16 protein-coding genes are annotated in these 20,022 nt (G+C 72.8%); 9 read left to right on the top strand and 7 right to left on the bottom strand.

Annotation, left to right across the window (positions count from 1 at the left end):
* Positions 1-7 precede the first annotated feature (7 nt).
* A complete protein-coding gene (locus tag ACWDBE_RS04050; RefSeq protein WP_449807152.1) occupies positions 8-868 on the bottom strand; it encodes an SAM-dependent methyltransferase in 861 nt (286 codons plus the stop codon).
* A 482-nt stretch (positions 869-1,350) separates the two neighbouring features.
* On the opposite strand from ACWDBE_RS04050, the gene ACWDBE_RS04045 reads away from it, so the two are divergent.
* The 5 genes from ACWDBE_RS04045 to ACWDBE_RS04025 all read left to right on the top strand — a co-directional run bounded on the left by ACWDBE_RS04045 (position 1,351) and on the right by ACWDBE_RS04025 (position 6,964).
* Positions 1,351-1,986, top strand: coding sequence for a polysaccharide deacetylase family protein (locus ACWDBE_RS04045; protein WP_449787724.1), 636 nt, complete (start codon positions 1,351-1,353; stop codon positions 1,984-1,986).
* A gap of 164 nt (positions 1,987-2,150) precedes the next feature.
* Entirely contained in the window at positions 2,151-2,477 is a 327-nt protein-coding gene (locus ACWDBE_RS04040; protein WP_449787723.1) for a hypothetical protein, read from the top strand.
* Positions 2,478-2,681: 204 nt separating this feature from the next.
* On the top strand, positions 2,682-3,554 hold the full coding sequence (locus ACWDBE_RS04035; protein ID WP_449787722.1) for a sulfurtransferase: 873 nt from the start codon (positions 2,682-2,684) through the stop codon (positions 3,552-3,554).
* 167 nt (positions 3,555-3,721) lie between these two features.
* A complete protein-coding gene (locus ACWDBE_RS04030) occupies positions 3,722-5,260 on the top strand; it encodes a M1 family metallopeptidase (protein WP_449787721.1) in 1,539 nt (512 codons plus the stop codon).
* A gap of 165 nt (positions 5,261-5,425) precedes the next feature.
* Positions 5,426-6,964 carry a M1 family metallopeptidase gene (locus ACWDBE_RS04025; protein ID WP_449807151.1) on the top strand — a complete coding sequence of 513 codons (1,539 nt, stop codon included), beginning with the start codon at positions 5,426-5,428 and terminating at the stop codon, positions 6,962-6,964.
* 56 nt (positions 6,965-7,020) lie between these two features.
* Here the strand turns inward: ACWDBE_RS04025 and ACWDBE_RS04020 are convergent, their stop codons facing one another.
* Complete coding sequence (locus tag ACWDBE_RS04020) at positions 7,021-7,830, bottom strand: aminoglycoside N(3)-acetyltransferase (RefSeq protein ID WP_392921561.1); 810 nt, start codon at positions 7,828-7,830, stop codon at positions 7,021-7,023.
* 491 nt (positions 7,831-8,321) lie between these two features.
* Here ACWDBE_RS04020 and ACWDBE_RS04015 point away from each other — a divergent pair, with 491 nt between their 5' ends.
* Both ACWDBE_RS04015 and ACWDBE_RS04010 read left to right on the top strand, forming a co-directional pair.
* Positions 8,322-9,656, top strand: coding sequence for an MFS transporter (locus tag ACWDBE_RS04015; RefSeq protein WP_449807150.1), 1,335 nt, complete (start codon positions 8,322-8,324; stop codon positions 9,654-9,656).
* Positions 9,657-9,978: 322 nt separating this feature from the next.
* Positions 9,979-12,399 carry a penicillin acylase family protein gene (locus ACWDBE_RS04010; RefSeq protein ID WP_449807149.1) on the top strand — a complete coding sequence of 807 codons (2,421 nt, stop codon included), beginning with the start codon at positions 9,979-9,981 and terminating at the stop codon, positions 12,397-12,399.
* Positions 12,400-13,230: 831 nt separating this feature from the next.
* Here the strand turns inward: ACWDBE_RS04010 and ACWDBE_RS04005 are convergent.
* The 3 genes from ACWDBE_RS04005 to ACWDBE_RS03995 all read right to left on the bottom strand — a co-directional run bounded on the left by ACWDBE_RS04005 (position 13,231) and on the right by ACWDBE_RS03995 (position 15,675).
* On the bottom strand, positions 13,231-14,106 hold the full coding sequence (locus ACWDBE_RS04005; protein WP_449787717.1) for a class I SAM-dependent methyltransferase: 876 nt from the start codon (positions 14,104-14,106) through the stop codon (positions 13,231-13,233).
* 106 nt (positions 14,107-14,212) lie between these two features.
* Positions 14,213-15,079 (bottom strand): RNA polymerase sigma-70 factor, encoded by an 867-nt coding sequence (locus tag ACWDBE_RS04000; protein ID WP_449807148.1) that lies wholly within the window; start codon positions 15,077-15,079, stop codon positions 14,213-14,215.
* Positions 15,076-15,675, bottom strand: a complete 600-nt coding sequence (locus ACWDBE_RS03995) for a carboxymuconolactone decarboxylase family protein (protein WP_449787715.1) — start codon at positions 15,673-15,675, stop codon at positions 15,076-15,078. The genes ACWDBE_RS04000 and ACWDBE_RS03995 overlap by 4 nt, the downstream gene beginning before the upstream one ends.
* A 228-nt stretch (positions 15,676-15,903) precedes the next feature.
* On the opposite strand from ACWDBE_RS03995, the gene ACWDBE_RS03990 reads away from it, so the two are divergent.
* The gene (locus ACWDBE_RS03990; RefSeq protein ID WP_449787771.1) at positions 15,904-16,362 is read left to right on the top strand and encodes a DinB family protein; all 459 of its coding nucleotides are present in this window, start codon (positions 15,904-15,906) and stop codon (positions 16,360-16,362) included.
* Between the two features lie 35 nt (positions 16,363-16,397).
* Here ACWDBE_RS03990 and ACWDBE_RS03985 read toward each other — a convergent pair whose 3' ends face one another.
* Both ACWDBE_RS03985 and ACWDBE_RS03980 read right to left on the bottom strand, forming a co-directional pair.
* Positions 16,398-16,892: an ATP-binding protein gene (locus ACWDBE_RS03985; protein ID WP_449807147.1), complete on the bottom strand. Its 495-nt coding sequence runs from the start codon at positions 16,890-16,892 to the stop codon at positions 16,398-16,400.
* Positions 16,893-17,110: 218 nt separating this feature from the next.
* A complete protein-coding gene (locus ACWDBE_RS03980) occupies positions 17,111-18,769 on the bottom strand; it encodes a CehA/McbA family metallohydrolase (RefSeq protein WP_449787713.1) in 1,659 nt (552 codons plus the stop codon).
* A gap of 449 nt (positions 18,770-19,218) precedes the next feature.
* On the opposite strand from ACWDBE_RS03980, the gene ACWDBE_RS03975 reads away from it, so the two are divergent.
* Entirely contained in the window at positions 19,219-19,923 is a 705-nt protein-coding gene (locus tag ACWDBE_RS03975) for a polysaccharide deacetylase family protein (protein ID WP_449787711.1), read from the top strand.
* Positions 19,924-20,022: the final 99 nt, after the last annotated feature.

Raw genomic sequence — 20,022 nt, 5'->3', positions numbered from 1 at the left:
GGTGGCGTCAGCGCTTGATCGCGACGCCGCCCCAGTAGTACGCGGCCTTCGGGTCCGCCGGGGGCTCGCCGTCCGGGCGCCAGGCCAGTACCGGGGCGACGCCCGGCTCGACCAGCTCCCAGCCGTCGAAGAAGCGGACCACGTCGTCGTAGCCGCGCGGCACCAGGGTCATGCCGCCGGCCCGGGCGGCCTCGGCGACCTTGCCGACGGCCTCCGGGTCGAAGTCCGGGGTGGGGGTGGTCAGCGCGATGCAGCTGCCGACCGGCAGGGCGTCGCGCAGCGCGGCGACCCGGCCCCACGGGTCGTCCTCGTCCGCGATCAGCATCAGCACGGCGATCATCAGCAGGCCGACCGGCTGGGTGAGGTCGAGGGTGGAGGTGAGCGCCGGGTCGGCGAACAGCTCCTCGGGCTTGCGCAGGTCGGCGTGGATGTAGGTGGTGCGGCTGGCCGGACTGGAGACCATCAGCGCGCGGGCGTGGGTGAGCACGATCGGATCGTTGTCGACGTAGACCACCCGGGTCCCCGGGCTGACCGCCTCGGCGATCTCGTGGGTGTTCGGCGAGGTCGGGATGCCGGTGCCGAGGTCGAGGAACTGGCGGATGCCGTGCTCCTGGGCGAGGTGGCGCACGGCCCGGCCCTGGAACGCCCGGTTGGCCTTGGCCATCGCCTTGACGCTCGGTACGGCCTGCTCGATGGCCTGTCCCATGGCGCGGTCCGGCGGGAAGTTGGTCTTTCCTCCCAGCCAGTAGTCGTAGACGCGCGCAGAGTGCGGGGCGGTGGTGTCGACACCGAAACGTTCCCACTGGCTGAGCTCGGTCGCGTGGTCGTCCTGCTGGCCCTGGTGGGGGAAGTCCTGACTTGTCGTCATGGCCACGTCCTCTGATGGCAGATCATCACACTGGGGAAGGCACAGCGTAGCGGGCCCAGGAGGAGGCGGGGCGTCCGGTCGGGGAAGATCCGTGGAAGAACCCGGGGAACGGGGTGTGCGGCCGGTGCCCCTGGGCCGTCGGAGTGGTGATCGGGTCCGTCTGAGTTGCCTCCGGGGAGCGGCGGTGGCGGCCGGGGGAAGCATCCACAATGCTGTCAGATCGTCACATTACTTCGCGTAGATTGCTGCTGGTCGCGGCCGGAATGTCCCTCCTGGGGACGGCTGCCGGATGTCGGAGCACCTGGGGTGAGGGGGAGGGCGGCGCCACGGCGGGGGCGACCGACGCCGCCGCCCCGTCCGCTCCGGCGGGGCCCGAGGGGGCGGGGGGCGAACCCTCCGCCGCGCTGTCGGCGGCCACCCCGGGGAGCGGGCCGTCCACGGTGACCTCGCCGCTGCCGCCGTCCGGGTCCCCGTCGGCCAGCGTGCCCAGTGCGCTGCCCCTGCGCCGGGCGCTCAGCGAGGAGGAGGGCAAGCCGGTGTACGACCTGGACCCGGATCGGCGGGTGGTGGCGCTCACCATCGACGACGGCCCGGATCCCCGCCACACCCCGACCGTGCTGACGCTGTTCGAGCAGTACGGGGTCAGGGCGACCTTCTTCCTGATCGGCGAGAACGCCGTCGAGCACCCCGCCCTGGTCCGGGAGATCGCGGACCGCGGCCACCACATCGCCAACCACACCTGGACCCACCCGGACCTGCGGCACCTCCCGGAGGGCAAGGTGCGGGACGAGCTGGAGCGCACCTCGGACCTGTTGCAACGGACCACCGGTCGGCAGCCCACCTGGTTCCGCGCACCCGGCGGGGACTGGTCCCCGACCGCGCTCAAGGTGGCCGCCGACCTCGGGATGCGGAACATGGCCTGGTCCGTGGACCCACGGGACTGGGCGCGGCCCGGGACCTCGGCGATCATCGACCGGGTGCTCAAGAACGTCCGGCCCGGGGCGATCGTGCTCAACCACGACGGCGGCGGGGACCGGTCACAGACGGTGGCGGCGCTGAAGGCGTACCTGCCGGTGCTCGTCGACTCCGGGTACTACTTCACGGCCCCGCCGAACTGAGTGGGATTGCCGGTGGCTTTCGAATGAAGGCAGGTAGCGGTTTCAACCTCTGAATCACTCGAATAGGTGGATTGGAAGAAGCGTTTCTGCGGATTTTGGGCCTCTAGGGTGATCTCGCATCACTAACCGGGTACCGCCGAGTACCACCTGAAAGGCCCTCACCCATGCGTCTCCGCAACGCCGTGCTCGCCGCCGCCAGCGCCATCGCCCTCGTCCTCGCCGTTCCGTTCTCCGCCAATGCCGCGGAGGGCGACTTCCTCTACAAGGTCGGCCCGGGAGTCGTCACCGGCCTGGCCGACCCGAAGAGCGGTACGTGCATCGACCTGCCGTGGACGACCGAGGACGACCCGGGCTTCGCGCCGGAGAACCTCACCCGCTCCACGGCCACGGTCTACCTGGCCGCCGACTGCGCGGGTGACGTGTTCTACGTCATGAACCCCGGAAAGAAGCTCGGCGACCGGCTGAAGCTGCGCTCCGTCGTCTTCTCCTGAGCGAAGGGCGAAGGGGGAGGGGGCGGGCGCGGGGGCGAGGTCAAGGGGGCGCGGGGTGGCCCGGGTCGGACGGACGGCGTAGGTTCGAACTGTCCGGCCCGGTCGCCGGCGCCCCGCCGTGCCCGTACGTCCTGCCGTCGTCGCGCGGCCCGCTGAGCCCGTGGTCGGGCGCTGCAGCCTGGGCGGAGCGAAGGAGGGCCTGGGATGACCGGCAACGGCTACGCGCACCCCGAGGCGTTGGTCCACACCGAATGGCTGGCCCACCACCTGGACGACGGGACGATCCGGGTCGTCGACGTGGACGAGGACACCGAGGCCTACGACCGGGACCACATCCCCGGGGCGGTCGGCTGGAACTGGACCACCGATCTGCACAGCCAGGTCGGCCGGGACTACATCGACCGCGACGGCGTCCAGCACCTGCTGCGGGCGGCCGGGGTCGAGGACGACACCACGGTGGTGCTCTACGGCGGCAACAACAACTGGTTCGCCACCTACGCCTACTGGCTACTGCGGCTGCGCGGCTACGGGCCGGTGCGGCTGCTGGACGGCGGGCGCAAGAAGTGGGAGCTGGAGGGGCGGGAGCTCACCCACGAGGTGATGGACTACCAGCACAGCGGCTACCGGCTCGACGGGCCCGAGCGGCCGGAGCTGAGGGCACTGCGGGACGAGGTCCTGGCGAAGGCCGAGGTGTTCGCCAAGCCCGGCGCGGACGCGGTGCTGGTGGACGTCCGCTCGCCCGCCGAGTTCCGGGGCGAGCTGATCGCGCCCCCGCACCTGCCGCAGGAGCAGGCGCAGGTGCCCGGGCACATCCCGGGCGCGGTCAACATCCCGTGGTCGCAGGCGGCCAACGACGACGGGTCGTTCCGCTCGGCGGAGGAGCTGCGGGCGCTGTACGGGGGGAAGGGCGTGGAGCCGGAGCGCGAGGTGATCGCGTACTGCCGGATCGGCGAGCGGTCCGCGCACACCTGGTTCGCGCTCACCGAGCTGCTCGGCTACCCGCACGTCAAGAACTACGACGGCTCGTGGACGGAGTACGGCTCGCTGGTGCGGGCGCCGGTGGTGCTCGGGGCGTGAGGGGCGGGCGGGGGTGAGACGGAGTGACGGCTTCGCGGCAGTGCTGCGAAGCCGTCATGTCGGTGCGTTTCTTTTCATGAACATCTCACGAGTGGGGAGTGAGAGCAGGGCCTCCGGGACAAGGATCGATCCGACCCAATCGTTCCGGTGATCCCCTGGAGGACCACGTGCGCAAGAGACTGATCGTCTCCGCTGCCAGTGCCCTGAGCCTGTTCCTGGCCGTCCCCGCCTCGGCTACCGACTTCCAGCCCGGCGCGGCCGGGGTCGGCGACCCGTACTACCCCACCTACGGCAACGGCGGGTACCGCGTCTCGCACTACGACATCCGGCTGAAGTACCAGCCCGCCACGGACGAGCTGGAAGGCACCACGACCATCCTCGCCACGGCGACCCAGAACCTCTCCCGGTTCAACCTCGACTTCGCGCTGGACGTCTCCGAGGTCCGGGTCAACGGCCGGCCGGCGACCTTCGCCACCAGCGGGGAGCAGGAGCTGGAGATCACTCCCGCCCGGCCGCTCGCCAAGGGCAGCCAAGCCACCGTTGTGGTGCGCTACAAGGGGGTGCCGTCCACCGTGAAGAAGTACGGGTTCACCAGCTGGCACCGCACCCCGGACGGCGGGATCGCGGCCAACGAGCCCGAGGCGGCCTGGTGGTGGTTCCCCAGCAACGACCACCCGAGCGACAAGGCCACCTACGACGTCTCCGTGCTGGTACCGGACGGCACCCAGGCGATCAGCAACGGCCTGCTGACCGGCACCACCTCCCAGGCGGGCTGGACCCGGTACAGCTGGCGCGAGAACAAGCCGCAGGCGACGTACCTGGCCACGCTGGCGATCGGCAAGTTCGACGTCACCCGGGACACCACACCGAGCGGCCTGCCGGTCTACAACGCGTACAGCAAGGACCTGGGCGAGAACGCGGATGCCGCCCGGGCCAGCGTGGAGCGCACCGGCGAGCTGGTCGACTGGCTGAGCGGCTACTTCGGCGAGTACCCGTTCAGCTCGGTCGGCGGCTACGTCCCCAACGTCCCGACCGGCTACGCCCTGGAGACCCAGACCCGGATCTTCTACAGCCCCCGACAGTTCGCGAAGGGGTCCAACACCTCGGTGGTCGTGCACGAGTTGGCCCACCAGTGGTACGGCGACAGCGTCTCGCTCTCGCGCTGGAGCGACATCTGGTTGAACGAGGGCTTCGCCCGCTACGCCCAGTTCCTCTGGTCGGAGCACGAGAACGAGGGCACCGCACAGGAGTTGGCCGACTACGTCTACGCCTCGCACCCGGCCGACGACCCGTTCTGGACCGTCAAGCCGGGCGACCCGGGCCCGGACGACCAGTTCGCGAGCGCCGTGTACGATCGCGGCGCGGTGGCCGTCCAGGCGCTGCGCAACGCCGTCGGGGACGAGAAGTTCTTCCGGATCCTGAAGGGCTGGCCCACCGAGCGCCGTTACGGCAACGCCACCATCCCGGAGTTCCAGGCGTACGCGGAGAAGGTGTCGGGCCGGAAGCTCGGCGACGTGCTGAACACCTGGCTGTTCACGGCCGGCAAGCCGGCCGTCGGGCCGGTGCCGCCGGGCGCCGCGGCCGTCGCCTCGCCGGCGCCGGGTGCGGAGACGGGCGCGGCCAAGGCGCAGGCGCAGCTGCCGGTGGAGCCGAAGTCCTGGAAGAAGATCCAGGAGACCAACTCGGTCCATGAGGTCCACAACTGACGACGGATCGGCTCCGAGTGGTGTGACGGCTTCGCGGCAGTGCCGCGAAGCCGTCATTTCGGCGTGTTTCTTTTCATGAAGGTCTCACGATCGGGGAGTGGGAGCGGAGCCTCCGGGACAAGGATCGGTTCAACCCCATCGTTCCGGTGATTCCTGGAGGACCATGTGCGCAAGAGGTTGATCGTCTCCGCTGCCAGTGCGCTGAGCCTGTTCCTGGCCGTCCCCGCCTCGGCTGCCGACTACCAGCCCGGCGCGGACGGCGTCGGGGACCCGTACTACCCGACCCTCGGCAACGGCGGGTACGACGTCTCGCACTACGACATCCGGCTGAAGTACCAGCCCGCGACCGACGAGCTGGAGGGCACCACGACCATCCTCGCCACGGCGACCCAGGACCTCTCCCGGTTCAACCTCGACTTCGCGCTGGACGTCTCCGAGGTCCGGGTCAACGGCCGACCGGCGACCTTCGCCACCAGCGGCGATCAGGAGTTGGAGATCACTCCCGCCCGGCCGCTCGCCAAGGGCAGCCAGGCCACCGTGGTGGTGCGCTACAAGGACGTGCCGTCCACCGTGAAGAAGTACGGCGGCTACACCGCCTGGCGCCGTACCCCGGACGGTGCGGTCGCGTCCGGCGAGCCGGTGTCGGCCGGGTGGTGGTTCCCGAGCAACGACCACCCGAGCGACAAGGCGACCTTCGACGTCTCGGTGCAGGTGCCGAGCGGCACCCAGGTGATCAGCAACGGCGTGCTGGCCGGCACCACCTCCCAGGCGGGCTGGACCCGGTACAGCTGGCGGGAGAACAAGCCGCAGGCGACGTACCTGGCGACACTCGCGATCGGCAAGTTCGACATCACCCAGGACACCACGGCCGGCGGGCTGCCGGTCTACAACGCCTACAGCAAGGACCTGGGCGACAACGCCGCCGCGGCCCGGGCGAGCGTGGAGCGCACCGGCGAGCTGGTGGACTGGCTGAGCGGCTACTTCGGCGAGTACCCGTTCAGCTCGGTCGGCGGCTACGTCGCCAACATCCAGTCCAGCGGCGCCCTGGAGACCCAGACCCGGGTCTCCTACGGCCCCGGGCTGTTCGCCAAGGGGTCCAACACCTCCGTGGTCGTGCACGAGCTGGCCCACCAGTGGTACGGCGACAGCGTCTCGCTCTCCCGTTGGAGCGACATCTGGTTGAACGAGGGCTTCGCCGAGTACTCGCAGTTCCTCTGGTCCGAGCACGAGAACGAGGGCACCGCACAGGAACTGGCCGACTACATCTACGCCTCACGCCCCGCCGACGACCCGTTCTGGACCGTCAAGCCGGGCGACCCGGGTGAGGAGAACCAGTTCTCCGGCGCGGTGTACTACCGCGGCGCGGTGGCCATCCAGGCGCTGCGCAACGCCGTCGGGGACGAGAAGTTCTTCCGGATCCTGAAGGGCTGGCCCACCGAGCGCCGTTACGGCAACGCCACCATCCCGGAGTTCCAGGCGTACGCGGAGAAGGTGTCGGGCCAGAAGCTCGGCGATCTGCTGAACACCTGGCTGTTCACCCCGAGCAAGCCGGCCGTCGGGCCGGTGCCGCCGGGCGCCGCGGCCGTCGCCTCGCCGGCGCCGGAGACGGGCGCGAGCCGGGCAGCGCAGGCGCAGCTGCCGGTGGAGCCGAAGTCCTGGAAGAAGATCCAGGACGCCGCCTCGGTGCACCAGGACCGTCACTGACGGCAGGCGGGAAGGAGTCGGCGGTTCCGCGCTTACGGCGGGATCGCTGGCCCGGCCTATGCCGCTCCGGGGCCGTCCGCCGCCAGCAGCTCGGTCAGGCGGCGGACGGCGAAGGGTATGAGGTCGCGGACCGGGATCAGTCGGCAGGGAGCGTCGCCGACCAGCACCTCCCGGATTCCCGCCCGCTCCTCGAACTCACGCCCCACGACCGGGAAGTGGGTGCCGTTGTCGTCCGCGACGTCCGGCGCCTCGATCCAGACCCGCTCGCCCTGGATCGCCATCGGGAAGCGGCGGAGCTTGAGCCGGCGGTTGGGGGCGAAGGTCTCGGCGTAGTGCAGGAAGGTGTTGCGGTTGTGGCCGACGCCGACCAGCAGCACGTAGCCGCCGAGATCGTGCAGCGCACCGAACGGCGACTCCCGACCGACGGCGAAGCCGAGCGAGCGCCGGGCGGTGACCTCCTTGGCGTGCGCGCCGACGGCGGCGACCGAGACCTGCGGGTGGCTGCTGCGGAGGCTCTCCGGCAGGGCGCGCAGCGCCTCCGCCACCGCACCCGTGGTGGCGGGCAACCCCGGGTGGAAGAGCGGGACGGCGGCGCGGAGCTCGGCGACCCCGGGGCCGGGCGGGCCGCTGTGCCCGGGGGCCGGGTCACGGACGGTGTCCGAGGTGAAGGTGGGCGCGGCGACGGTGCCGCCGGGCCCGACCGCCTCGCGCAGGCTGGCCACCACGGCCGCCGCGCCGCCCTCGACCCGGCCGAGGCTGGAGAGCGAGGAGTGCACGATCAGCGCCATGCCCGCACGGACGCCCACCCGGTGCCAGCCCTCCACGAGGTCGGCGGTGGTGAGCGGGCCGGTGCCCGGTGTGGTCATGGTGCCCCCTGGTGACGGTGGTGCTGTTCGTGCTGGGATCGTTCGAGGCCGACCATAGCGTGTGGCACTGACAGGCGGTCAGGACGGCCTCGGGGTCAGGCGTGGGCGGCGGGCCCTGCGGCGGGTGCAGCTGCTGCAGCGCCGTGAGCAGGACGAGCACGGGCCGCCCCGGGTCCAGCGGTGCCGCGGTGGCGATTTCGTAGCGCGGCGCGTCGGTCGGCGGCAGCTGTCGTACGGCGTCCCAGGTGGCCCGTTGGCCCCAGGTGGCCGGTCCGGACCCGGTCCTTCCGGACGAGAACGCGATCTGAAGCAGTTGGCGCGCGCCTCGGCGGCGGGCCCGTCGGGTACCTGTCGCAGCACCGGTGGCGCTCGGCCCTGTGAGGGTCGGGCGCCATCGGCGTTCCCGGGGGTTCCGTAAGTCTCTTGACATGAAGTATCTTGATGTCGAGATTGATTCCGGGATGGATTGTCGAGTGCGACGGGGGACCGCCATGCGGGGGAACGGACTGATAGCGCAGCTGCGGCGGCCGCCGGGCGGCCGGGACGCGCGGATCATGCTGCTGGCGCAGTGCGTCGACCGGACCGGCACGGGGGTGTGGGCGGCGGCCTCGGTGCTCTACTTCACCTACGTCTGCGGGATGGACGCGCGGCAGCTGGGCCTCCTGCTCGGGGTGGGCGCGGTGGCGGGGATCGCCGGGTCCCCGCTGGCCGGGCGGGCGGCCGAGCGGGCGCCGGTGCGCCTGCTGCTGATCGGCTGCCACCTGCTGCGGCTGGGCGCGATGGCGCTGCTGCTGGTGGTCGACGACTTCGCCGCGCTGCTGCCCGTGGTGGCCCTGATCTGCCTGGCCGAGCGGGCCGCCAAGATGCTGGAGATGCTGTTCGCGACCCGGGTCGCGGGCGAGCGGCGGGCCACCTACCAGGCGCTGTTCCGCAGCGTGGCCAACGCGGGGTACGCGCTCGGGGCGGGCGTCGCGGCGATCGGGCTGGCCGTGGGGACCACGTCCGCCTACCGGGTGCTGATCCTGGCCAACGGGCTCTCCTACGTGCTGGCCGCCCTGCTGGTCTGGCGCACCCGGGAGCCGTCCGGGCGCGGCCTGGTCGCGGCGAAGACCGGGGACGAGCCCGGCGGGGCGCCGGCCGCCCCGCCGAACCCCTGGCGCGACCGCGGCTACCTGCGGTTCGTCCTGCTGGACATGCCGCTGAGCCTGGACGACTCGATCCTCAACGTCGGGCTGCCGCTCTGGCTGGTGCACCACACCGGCGCGCCGCACGTCGTCGTCCCGATCTTCCTGGTGCTCAACACGGTTCTCGTGGTGCTGCTGCAACTGCGGGTCTCGGCCTGGGCGGAGGGGCCGCTCGGGGCGGCCGCGGCGGTGCGCTGGTACGGGGTGACGGTGCTGGGCGGCTGCCTGCTGATCGTGCTCGCCACCGGCGCCGGGCCGGTCCTGGCCTCGGTCGCGCTGCTGGCCGCGGCGATCCTGGTCACCCTGGCGGAACTGCTGCGCTCGGTCAGCTCCTGGGAACTGGCGGTCGTGCTGGCCCCGCCGGGCGCCCGGGCCTCGTACCTGGGGGTCGCCGGAATGTCCCAGTCGGTGCAGAAGTCGGTCGGTCCGCTGCTGCTCACCGGTGTGGTGATGGCCGCCGGGCCGATCGGCTGGCTCGGACTCGGTGCGGCGACCGTCGGTCTCGGCGCGCTCCAACGCCGGGCCAGCCTGCGGCGGTTGGCGACGCTGGCCGAGGCGGACGGTGGCACGGGTGCCGGTGGGGCGGGTGCCGGTGGGGCGGAGGCCGAGCCGGTGCGGTCGTCCAAGGCCTCGGTGGGCTGAGCCGGCCCTCGGGCCGTTCAGCGGGCGGCGCGCCCGCGGTTCGTCGTCGACGTGCTCGACGAGGACGGTCTGGGGCCGACCGGCGCGGACCCTGATGATCCACAACCGCATCGTCCGACGGAGAAGCGGTGCGGACAGGGAGCATCCCTGACCCGAGACGTACACGGATAGTCCGGGGGGCCGAGACCGGGTCGTCCCGAGGGGCGATGACCGGCGGCGCCCGCGCCGCCAGTTTGGGGCCATGATGAACGACAAGAAAATGAGTGGACATCAGTTTCGCTCACGCGCACGGCGTTTCGCCTCCGGTGCGCTCGCACTCGGGGTGACGTCCGCGCTGCTGACGGCACTGGTGCCCGGCGCGGCACAGGCGGCGGACACGGAGACCGACCGCGGCGGCTGGACCGCCAGGATCAGCCGGACCGAGTACGGCGTCCCGCACGTCCTGGCCCACGACTTCGGCGGCCTCGGCTACGGCTACGGATACGCCTTCGCCCAGGACAACCTGTGCCAGCTCGCCGACCAGGTGGTCACCACGCGCGGCGAACGCTCGCGCCACTTCGGCCCCGACGGCCAGTCCGTCGACCGGGTCAGCAACCTGGTGAGCGACACCTACCAGCAGGGCGTGCTGCGCACCGGGACGGTCAAGCGCCTGCTGGCCACCCCCGCGCCGCTCGGCCCGACCGACGAGGCGCGGCAACTGGTGGACGGCTACGTCGCCGGATACAACCGCTACCTGCGCGACACCGGTGCCGACCACCTGCCGGACCCGTCCTGCCGGGGGAAGGACTGGGTCGGGCCGATCACCGCGGACGACCTGTGGAACATCCTCTACGAGGTCAACACCATGTCGGGCAGCGCCGCCGCCAAGAAGCAGATCGCCACGGCCGTCCCGGGCGCCGGGACCGAGCCTGCCGCCGCGGCCGCGCCCACCGCCGGGGTCGGGCCCACCGCCGGGGTCGGGCCCGCCGCCGGGGTCGGGCCCGCCGGCGAGGCGTCCGAGCAGGCGGCGGCCGTACCCCTGATCGGCGTTCCCGGCCGATCCGCCGACAACCCCGAACTCGGCAGCAACGCCTGGGCGATCGGGCGCGACGCCAGCCGCAACGGCAACGGTCTGCTGCTCGCCAACCCCCACCTCCACTGGGCCGGCCCGGAGCGCTTCTACCAGGCCCAGCTGACCATCCCCGGCGTCCTGGACATCGCCGGCGCGGGAATCTACGGCATCCCGTTCCTCCAGATCGGCCACACCCGCGGCCTCGCCTGGAGCCACACCACCAGCTACGCGGACCACTACGCCCTCCACCGGCTCACCCTGGTGCCCGGCGACCCGACCGCCTACCTGGTGGACGGCAAGGTCGAACGGATGGTGCAGGAGAAGGTCCAGGTCGCCGTCCGGGCCGCCGACGGGACGCCCACCACCGTCGACCGGACCGTCTACCGCTCCCGCCTCGGCTACGTCCTCGCCGACGGCTGGACCGGGCAGTACGCCTACACCTTCGGCGACGCCAACGCCGAGAACCTCCGCTCGCTGAACCAGTGGCTGGCGATCGGCCGCGCCCAGAACCTCGACCAACTGCGCCAAGCCCAGCGCACCTACCAGGGCCTCCCCTGGGTGTACACCACGGCCGTCGACTCCACCGGCACCACCTGGTTCACCGACGCCTCCGCCGTCCCCCACCTCCCCGACGAGCAACTCGGCCGCTGCCTCGCCGCGGCCACCCCCCTCGGGCCGGTCCTGGACGGCTCGACCACCGCCTGCGACCCGGGCAGCGACCCGGACGCGCTCGTGCCCGGGGTCTTCGGCCCCGCCAACCAGCCGGGCCTGACCCGCACCGACTACGTCGCCAACGCCAACAACGGCCCGTACCTGACCAACGCGGACGCCCCGATCACCGGCCTGCCCACCGTCTACAAGGGCGCCTCCGAACGGATGCTGCGCTCGCAGCTGAGCCTGCGCATGATCGCCGACCGCAGGGCCGGCACCGACGGCCTCGGCGCCCCCGGCTTCACCCTCGGCACACTCCAGGCGACGATGTTCGGCAACCGGGTGCAGAGCGCCGAACTCGACCGCGACGACGCCGTGACCCTCTGCCGCGCCCACCCGGTGATCGCCGGCTCCGACGGCAACCCGGTCGACGTCCGCCCGGCCTGCGACGTACTCGCGGCCTGGAACACCCGGGCCGACGCCGACAGCCACGGCACCGTGCTCTGGCAGGCCTACCGGGACGCGCTCGCACGCACCGGCACGACGGCCTGGCAGACCGTCCCCGCCGACCCCGCCCAGCCGCTGACCACCCCGCGCGGCATCGACGCCGCCAACCCCGACGCCCAACGCGCCCTGGCCGACGCGGTCAAGGACCTGGCCACCCGCGGCCTCCCTGTGGACGCCCCGATCGGCAGCGTCCAGCGCTGGGCGGGCATCCCGCTGCACGGCTGCTCCCACCAACTGGGCTGCTTCAACGTGGTCATGACGGCCGGGCCGGACTCCGGCACCGGAGGCGGCACCTACCCGACCAACCTCCGCACCGTCCCGCACGGCGCCAGCTTCGTGATGGCGACCGAACTCACCGACCACGGCCCGCGCACCCGCACCCTGCTCACCTACGGCGAGTCCGCCAACCCGACCTCACCCCACTACACCGACCAGACCCGCGCCTACGCGCGCAAGCAGTGGATGACCGAGCGCTTCACCGAAGCGGAGATCCGCACCGCCCCGGGCCTCACCGTCACCACCCTGCGGCGCTGACCCGCCCCGCCACCGACCGCACGTCGGGCGGCCGCCGTTCCGGCAACGGCGGTCGCCCGCGCGTGGACCGGGCAGTGCGCCTTCGACAACAGACAGGCGCCCGCCTGTTTGGCAACGGCGGGGACCACACCACCGAGAGACCGCTGGAGAGCATGCAGCAGCTCGTGCAGGCCTGCCCCGGAGGCCGGCACCACCCGCGAGCCGCCGAGGAGGTTCTCGTCGACCCAGGCGGGAGCAATCCCCGCGAGCGCGGGGCCGACGCCAGCAGGCCGCGCTGAGGCGTTCCGTCCGGGGAGCAATCCCCGCGAGCGCGGGGCCGACGCCAGCAGGCCGCGCTGAGGCGTTCCGTCCGGGGAGCAATCCCCGCGAGCGCGGGGCCGACACTTTCCGACCTGCAGTGATGCTCGTCAGAGGGTGCCGATTGATTCACTTCGCTTCGGTAAGCGATCCGCAGCCGCAGTCATGTGGTGTCGTCATCTCTTTTACTGCCAAGCCAATTATCGGTGCTGCTTCTAGGCTTCCGGAGCCTACTCGCACACGAAGGTCGGGGCGAGGGCTTGCGCCCGGCCGGCCGTGGTACCCATCCCAGGTCAAAGGTCGGCCGGGCGGGCCGGGGCCTGCCAACCTGCTGCTGTCGCACGTGCTGGCACCGCGGCGGTGGACGCGGCCGCAGTCTCATCGCCCCCTCGACGGTTGCGAGGGCAGGGGAGCACAGGTCTCCCCTGCCGAGCTTCGGCCCCGCACACGCATGCGGGGGTGGCTCAAGTGATGATCCGTCGGCGCCGATGAGGCGGTCGGCGGCCGGGGGCGCGAGCAGGCCCGATCCCGGTGTCAGATGCGGGTCGCGGTGACGATGTGGTAGTCGAGGAGGTTGTCGCGCCAGGCGGTGAGGAAGTGGCGGGACCAGTGGGCGGCGGGGACGGTGTCGGTGAGGTAGCGGTCGAGGCCCGGCCAGACGTGGGTGCCGATGGACTCGGTGGTGATGTCGGTGAAGCCGTGGCGGGTGAGGTCGGCGGTGAAGCCGTGGAGGGGGTGGGGGATGTCGAGGCCGTCGGCGAAGCTGGCGAGCATGATCTTGAGGCGTTCGGCGGCGTCGGGGCCGGGGGCGGTGAAGAAGGTGGTGACCACGAGCCGGCCGCCCGACCGCAGGACGCGGGCGGATTCGCGGGCGAAGCCGTTGAGTTCGCGGAAGTGCTGGGCGGCTTCGACGGAGTAGACGCCGTTCAGGTGGCCGTCGGAGAACGGGAGTTCGTCCGCGGCGCCGAGGGTGTATGCCAGCCGATCGGGGTACGTGGCCAGGGCTCTCGCGTTGACGGCGCGGGCGCGCTCGATCTGGTCGGGGTGGATGTCCACCCCGGTCACCGCCGCGAAGCGGAACTCCCGCAGGGCGAGGGCGCTTCCGAGGCCGCGGCCGCAACCCACTTCCGCGAGCCGCAGCCGCTCCCGCGGCTCGGGGAACTCCCGCAACACCCGCCGGTACAGCTGTTCCTGGCTGCGCACCCGGTCCTCGGGGGTCGGGGCGGCGAGGTCGATGCCCTCCCAGTAGCCGAAGTTGATGAATCCGCCGGCGAAGCTGGCCGCCTGGGCCAGATCGTCGGTGCCGTAGGTCCGGCGCACGGTCGGGGGGATGCGGTTGTGGTCCATGGGCCGCTGGGTCTCCTGCTCGGTGGGTGCCCGGCCGTCGGGCGCGCCGAGGTACGTACCCAAACCTGTGGTGGTCCGAACACGGTACGTGATGGCGGGGGTTCCGGGGGACGGTGGGGGCGCGGTGGTGTCCCGAGGGGCTCGGGGCCCCACCGCGCGACCGGGGTGGCTAGCGGGTGAGGTCGGCCGGGGTGTCGAGCCTGGTCAACTTCTGCGGGTTGCGCACGACGTAGACGCGGGTGATCAGGCCGTTCTCCACCGTGAGGCTGACCACCGAGGGTTCGCCGCCGATGTCGATCCGGCCGCCCGGCGCGCCGTTGAGCCACACCGTGGCGGTGTCCGGCGCGACCGGCAGCCGCCCGATGCGCGCGAGCAGGGCCGCAACCGCCTCGGCACCGTGGACCGGGGCCGGCGCGGCCGCCGCGATCCCGCCGCCGTCGGCGATCAGGACGACGTCCGGCGCCAGCGCCTCCATCAGGTCCTGCAACCGCCCGGTGCGCAGGGTCTCCAGGAACCGCTCCACCACCCGCTGCTGCTCGGTGCGGCTCACCCGCACCCGGGGCCGGCGGGCCGCCACGTGTCCGCGGGCCCGCCGGGCGACCTGCCGTACGGCGGCCGAGGTCTTGCCGAGGGCTTCGGCGATCTCCTCGTACGGCAGCTCGAAGACCTCGCGGAGCACGAACACCGCCCGTTCGGTAGGCCCGAGCGTCTCCAGTACGGTCAGCATCGCGAACGAGACGCTCTCCGCGAGTTCGACGTCCTCGGCGACGTCCGGGGTGGTGAGCAGTGGCTCCGGCAGCCACTCGCCGACATACTGCTCGCGCCGGCGGGACAGTGTCCGCAGCCGGTTGAGGCCCTGGCGGGTGACGATCCGGATGAGGTACGAGCGCGGGTCGTGCACCTGCCCGCGGTCGACCTCGGCCCACCGCAGCCAGGACTCCTGCAGCACGTCCTCGGCGTCGGCGGCGGAGCCGAGCAGCTCGTAGGCGACGGTGAAGAGCAGGCCGCGATGGGTGACGAAGGCATCCTCGGTCATGCCGGCGACGCTCCGGCCGGGGCGTCGCCGGCGTTGCCGGTGGCGGCGGTGCGCCGGGCCAGCGGGATGTCGCAGGAGTCGGAGAAGCCCTGGGAACGGACGCCGTTGGCGGTGTTGTTCCTGGTGGCCATGTTGACGAAGGCGACGTAGGCGGTGAGTTCGACCATGGCCGCCGCGCCGAGCTGGTCCAGCAGGCTGTCGTACAGCTCGTCGGTGACGGCCGGCGGGGTCACCGTCATGGCCTCGGCGTACTCCAGCACCTCGCGCTCCAGCGGCGTGAACACCTCCGCCGCCCGCCAGTTCGGCACCTGGCTGGCCTTGGCCAGGTCCAGGCCCTGGTTCTGCGCGTGGAAGTAGCCGATGTCCAGGCACCAGCCGCAGCCGACCTGCGCGGCCACCGCCATGTGCGCGAAGGACTTGAGTCCCTCGTCGAGCGCGTCCCACTCGGCGATCCGGCGGGAGAAGTCCAGGTTCGCGGTGGCGACGGCGGGGTTGTGCCAGATCGCCTCGACGGGTTCGAGGGTGGTCCCGAAACCCTTGATCATGTTCTCGCTCAGTTCGGCGGGCAGCTGGGCCTTCGGCAGTCGCAGTGCCATGGTGTCGTCCTCCCGGTTCGGTGGGCTGTCTGGGTTGCCGGACATGAAGACACCGGAGGGCACGCGGATGTGACAGGTGACTGAGGAAGCCGGAGGGAAAATGACCTCCGGAGGGGGAGGACGGTTCGCTACAGTCCGCGGGGACTTCCCGACCACCGCGAGGAGAACGACACCGTGAACGCCCCCGACGGCCGCCCCGCCCCGCCGCTGACCGGCGGTGAGCGCGAGATGCTGCGCGGCTTCCTCGACTTCCACCGGGCGACGCTGGCCCTGAAGTGCGAGGGCCTGACCGACGAGCAGCTGCGCCTGCGTTCCAGCCCGCCCTCGACGCTCAGCCTGCTCGGGCTGGTCCGGCACATGGCGGAGGTCGAGCGCACCTGGTTCCGCCGGGTGATCGCCGGCGAGGACGTGCCGCTGGTCTGGTCGGAGGACGGCGACTACCAGGCCGCGTACGACCCGGCCGGCACCACCCGGGCCGAGGCCTTCACCGCCTGGCAGGCCGAGGTCGAGCACTCCCGCCGGATCGAGCGCGCCGCCCGGTCCCTCGACGTCACCGGCTACCAGGCCCGCTGGGACGCCGAGGTGTCGCTGCGGCTGGTGATGCTCCACCTGATCCACGAGTACGCCCGGCACAACGGGCATGCGGACTTCCTGCGGGAGGCGATCGACGGGGTGGTGGGGGCCTGAGGGAGGCGGGGCCTGAGGGGGGAGGAGGAGGGGCCCTACCAGCCGAGGAGGTGGGTGCGGTGGGTGAGGGCGGCGAGGACGGAGTCGGCGGTCGCCTCGGGGGTGAGGTCGGTGGTGTCGAGGGTGTGGGTGGCGTCCTCGGGGGCCGGGCCGGCCTGGAGGACGACGTAGTGGAGGGCGGCGCCGGTGGTGCGGCTCTCGCGCCGGAAGGTGTCGAGGGCGGCGGGCACCGCAGGGGATTCCACCACGACCTGGTAGCCGCGGGTGGCGTAGGCGAAGGCGGCCTGGGCGGCCGCGGCCAGGGCGGTGGCGTTCTGGCGCTGGGCCTCGGGCAGGTGGGGCGGGAGCTGGCCGCTGCGGATGACCCGCAGGAAGTCGTCGGTCCGCAGGTGGACGCTCGGGTTCAGCTCCCGGGCGAGCAGCTCCGCGACCTGGCTGTTCCCGGCCCCGGCCGGGTCGACGAGGACGAGGACGCCCCCGGCGCCCCGGCCGCCCCCGAGCTCCGGCCCACCTACGGTCGTACGGTTCACAGCTGCTGATCCCTTCGCGGGCCGGGGACGGTCGGGTAGCCGGGGCGGGGCGGTCGGAGTGCGAAGGGGCTGGTCGGCCCATATCCGGACAACCGACCGCCTCGTCCCTACGACTGATGCGTTTCGGGGATCAACCTAGTCCAAACGGGTGGTCCGAGTCGTCCCCCACCCGGTTCCTGGGCGGGTCGGCGAGATGACCGGGGGCCCGCCGACGGCCCCTACCGGTCGCCGGTGCGCAGCACGATCGGGTTGGTGAGCGCCGCCATCGGCCCCCAGGGCAGGTCCGGGCCCATCGAGTTGCCCCGGCCCGGGGTGCCGTCCGCCTTCGGGTGGCGCACCTCGGCCCGGACGTAGGCGGCGAGCGAGGCGGTGGTGCGCCAGATCACCGTCCCGGCGCCGTCGGCGGGCAGCGACTCCTGGTGCATCTGCCCCTCGTCGGTGAGCAGGCGGACCGTCCCGCCGGGCACGCCGGAGACGGTGAGCCGGACGTCCAGCGGGGCGTCGGCCGGGACGGTCAGCTCCTCGCCGATGCCCGCCCGGCGGCCGTGTCCGGTGACGGTGAGGTCCAGCGTGACGGCGGAGGACTCGGCCAGCCAGCTGCGCCCGGCGCGCAGCCCGTCGAGGATCGCGTCCCGGGTGAGGTCCTCGGCGAGCACCACGGTGTGGGGGGAGCCGATGACCTGCGGTTCGCTGTGCGCGTCGCTGTTGCCCAGGGCGGGCAGCCAGGAGCGGCCCTCGCGCAGGGCGACGGCGAGCCGGCCGTCCCAGGTGTCCACCGCCGACTCGTCGTCATAGGTCCAGGGGCCGTTCCACACCTCGACGGCGTCGGCCTCCTCGTAGCCGAACTTCCACTGGCAGGCGACGTAGGGGCAGTACGGGTGTGCGGGCACCACCAGGCCGCCGGACCGGTGGACCTGGCGGACGAAGCGCGGGTACTCCTCGTCGCGCGAGCGGTAGCGCCAGTCGACGAACTGGCCGGGCTTCAGGCCGAGGGCCAGCCAGTGGCCGTTGCGGGTGGTGATCTCCTCGCCCGGCAGGATCAGCAGGTCGGGGCCGGCCAGCGGGCCCCAGGCGGCGTGCGAGGAGCTGGTGTTGTGGTCGGTCGAGACGATGAAGTCCAGGCCGGCCGCGCGTGCTCCGGCGGCCACCTCCTCGGGCTCGCGCCGCCCGTCGGAGTGGACGGTGTGCAGGTGGCAGTCGCCCCGGTACCAGGCCCGGCCGCGGCCGCGGGCGCGCTCGGCGGGGTACTGCGGGGTGGACCGCGGCTCGGGCGGGCCGAACCGGAGGGTGACCTCGACGTGGTAGTCCAGGCCCTGCGGGGCGACCTGGTAGGGGCCGAGGACGACGTGCCAGGTGCCGGGGTTGATCGGGCCGGGGAGGTAGCCGGGGGTCGCGGCGCCGCGGGAGAGGCTGAATCCGGTGCGGAAGCCGCCGGACCAGCCGCGGAAGCCGGAGCCGCCGAGGTCGGTGCCGCGTTCGTCGAAGATGCCGATGTCGCAGGAGTTGCCGGGGGTGCCGGCCGGGACCGGCGGCTTGTCGTAGCCGTAGGAGACGGCTATCTCGCGGACGCCCTCGGGCACCTCGACCGGGAGGTACACGAAGTCGGGGGCGCCGGTGGGCAGGTGGCCGGTGAGGGTGAGGGTGCGGTCGGCGGGCGTGGCGCCGGGGGCGTCGGCGGAGGTGGCGTTCGCCTGGCCGGTGGTGGCGGCCAGGCCCAGGGCGGTGGCGGCGCCGGTGGCGAGGCCGGTGCGGAGCAGGTCGCGGCGGGCGGGCCGGGCCGGCCGCGCCGCGGGCTGCTCGGCTGGTTCGGCGGCCGGCTGGTGGGTCGGTTGGTGGGTCGGCTGGTCGGGGCGCGGGCTGCTGGGTTCGGTCGGCATCGAGGCCTCCGGATCGGGGCGGGTGGGTCCCTCGCGTGACTACCCCGGCGAGTGAACCGGGGGTGAGTCGGGGCCCACGGCGGTGGGGCGGACCGGTGAAGAGGGGCCGGGCGGGGCCGGGGCGAGTTGCGGTGAGTGACGAATGGTCGGTTCATAGTCATGTCATCAGTTGATGTGAGGAACAGCCTGAACGGGAGACGACCGTGTCGGTGAGTCGGCGGACGCTGCTCATGGTGGTGGCCGGAGGGGCGCTGGCGGGCTGCGGGGGCAGGGCGGCGGGCACCGGTTCGGCCGCGCCGTCGGCCTCTGCCCCGGCCGCCCCGACGGCTTCGGCGGCTTCGGCGGCTTCGGCGACACCGTCCGGCGGGCCCGCGGAGGCCGCCGGGCCCACGTCCGCGCCGGAGTCGACTCCCCATCCCACGCCCGAGCCCGCGGGACAGGCCCCGCACGTGCCGACCCGGGCCGAGACGGTGGAGCGGTACGGCGCGCTGGCGCCGAGCGAGTGGGGGCTGGACGTCTCCGGGGTGGTCACCGCGCTGCCGGACGGTGTGAGCGCCATGGCGCTCACCTTCGACGCCTGCGGCGGCCCCGGCGGCAACGGCTACGACGCCGACCTGATCGACTTCCTGCGGGCGCACGACGTGCCGGCCACCCTCTTCCTGAACGCCCGCTGGATCGACGCCAATCCGGACGAGTTCGAGCGGCTCGCCGCCGACCCGCTGTTCGAGATCGGCAACCACGGCACCGCCCACCGCCCGCTCTCGGTCACCGGCCGCTCCGCCTACGGCATCGCCGGGACGGGCGGCGTCGGCGAGGTGTACGACGAGGTGGCGGGCAACGCGCGGAAGCTCACCGGGCTGCTCGGGCACCCGCCGCGGTTCTTCCGCTCCGGCACCGCGCACTACGACGACGTCGCCACCCGGGTGGTCGCCGACCTGGGCCAGGGTGTGGCCGGCTTCACCGTGAACGGGGACGAGGGGGCGACGTACAGCGCGGCCGAGGTGCGGCGCCAGGTCTCCTCGGCCCCACCGGGTGCGATCGTGATCGGTCACATGAACCACCCGGGCGGTGGCACGGCTCCCGGGGTGGCCGGCGCGGTGCCGGGGCTGCTGGCGGCGGGGCGGAGCTTCGTGCGGCTCTCGGACGTGCTGTAGCCGGGAGACCCGTGGCGGGGCCCGCCGCGAGGCGCGCCCCGGGGGTGCGCGAGGCGCGCCCCGGGGGTGCCTCCCGGCCGAAGACCGGAGGAGCGTCGC

Source organism: Kitasatospora sp. NPDC001132, assembly GCF_053598415.1.
The sequence above is the reverse complement of the archived record's forward strand: the minus strand, read 5'-3'. Positions and strand labels throughout refer to the sequence as shown.

Excerpts from the sequence above, each read along its gene's own strand:
- ACWDBE_RS04050 (WP_449807152.1), bottom strand. The coding sequence starts at position 868 with ATGACGACAAGTCAGGACTTCCCCCACCAGGGCCAGCAGGACGACCAC.
- ACWDBE_RS04040 (WP_449787723.1), top strand. The coding sequence starts at position 2,151 with ATGCGTCTCCGCAACGCCGTGCTCGCCGCCGCCAGCGCCATCGCCCTC.
- ACWDBE_RS04035 (WP_449787722.1), top strand. The coding sequence starts at position 2,682 with ATGACCGGCAACGGCTACGCGCACCCCGAGGCGTTGGTCCACACCGAA.
- ACWDBE_RS04020 (WP_392921561.1), bottom strand. The coding sequence starts at position 7,830 with ATGACCACACCGGGCACCGGCCCGCTCACCACCGCCGACCTCGTGGAG.
- ACWDBE_RS04015 (WP_449807150.1), top strand. The coding sequence starts at position 8,322 with ATGCGGGGGAACGGACTGATAGCGCAGCTGCGGCGGCCGCCGGGCGGC.
- ACWDBE_RS04000 (WP_449807148.1), bottom strand. The coding sequence starts at position 15,079 with ATGACCGAGGATGCCTTCGTCACCCATCGCGGCCTGCTCTTCACCGTC.
- ACWDBE_RS03995 (WP_449787715.1), bottom strand. The coding sequence starts at position 15,675 with ATGGCACTGCGACTGCCGAAGGCCCAGCTGCCCGCCGAACTGAGCGAG.
- ACWDBE_RS03990 (WP_449787771.1), top strand. The coding sequence starts at position 15,904 with ATGCTGCGCGGCTTCCTCGACTTCCACCGGGCGACGCTGGCCCTGAAG.
- ACWDBE_RS03980 (WP_449787713.1), bottom strand. The coding sequence starts at position 18,769 with ATGCCGACCGAACCCAGCAGCCCGCGCCCCGACCAGCCGACCCACCAA.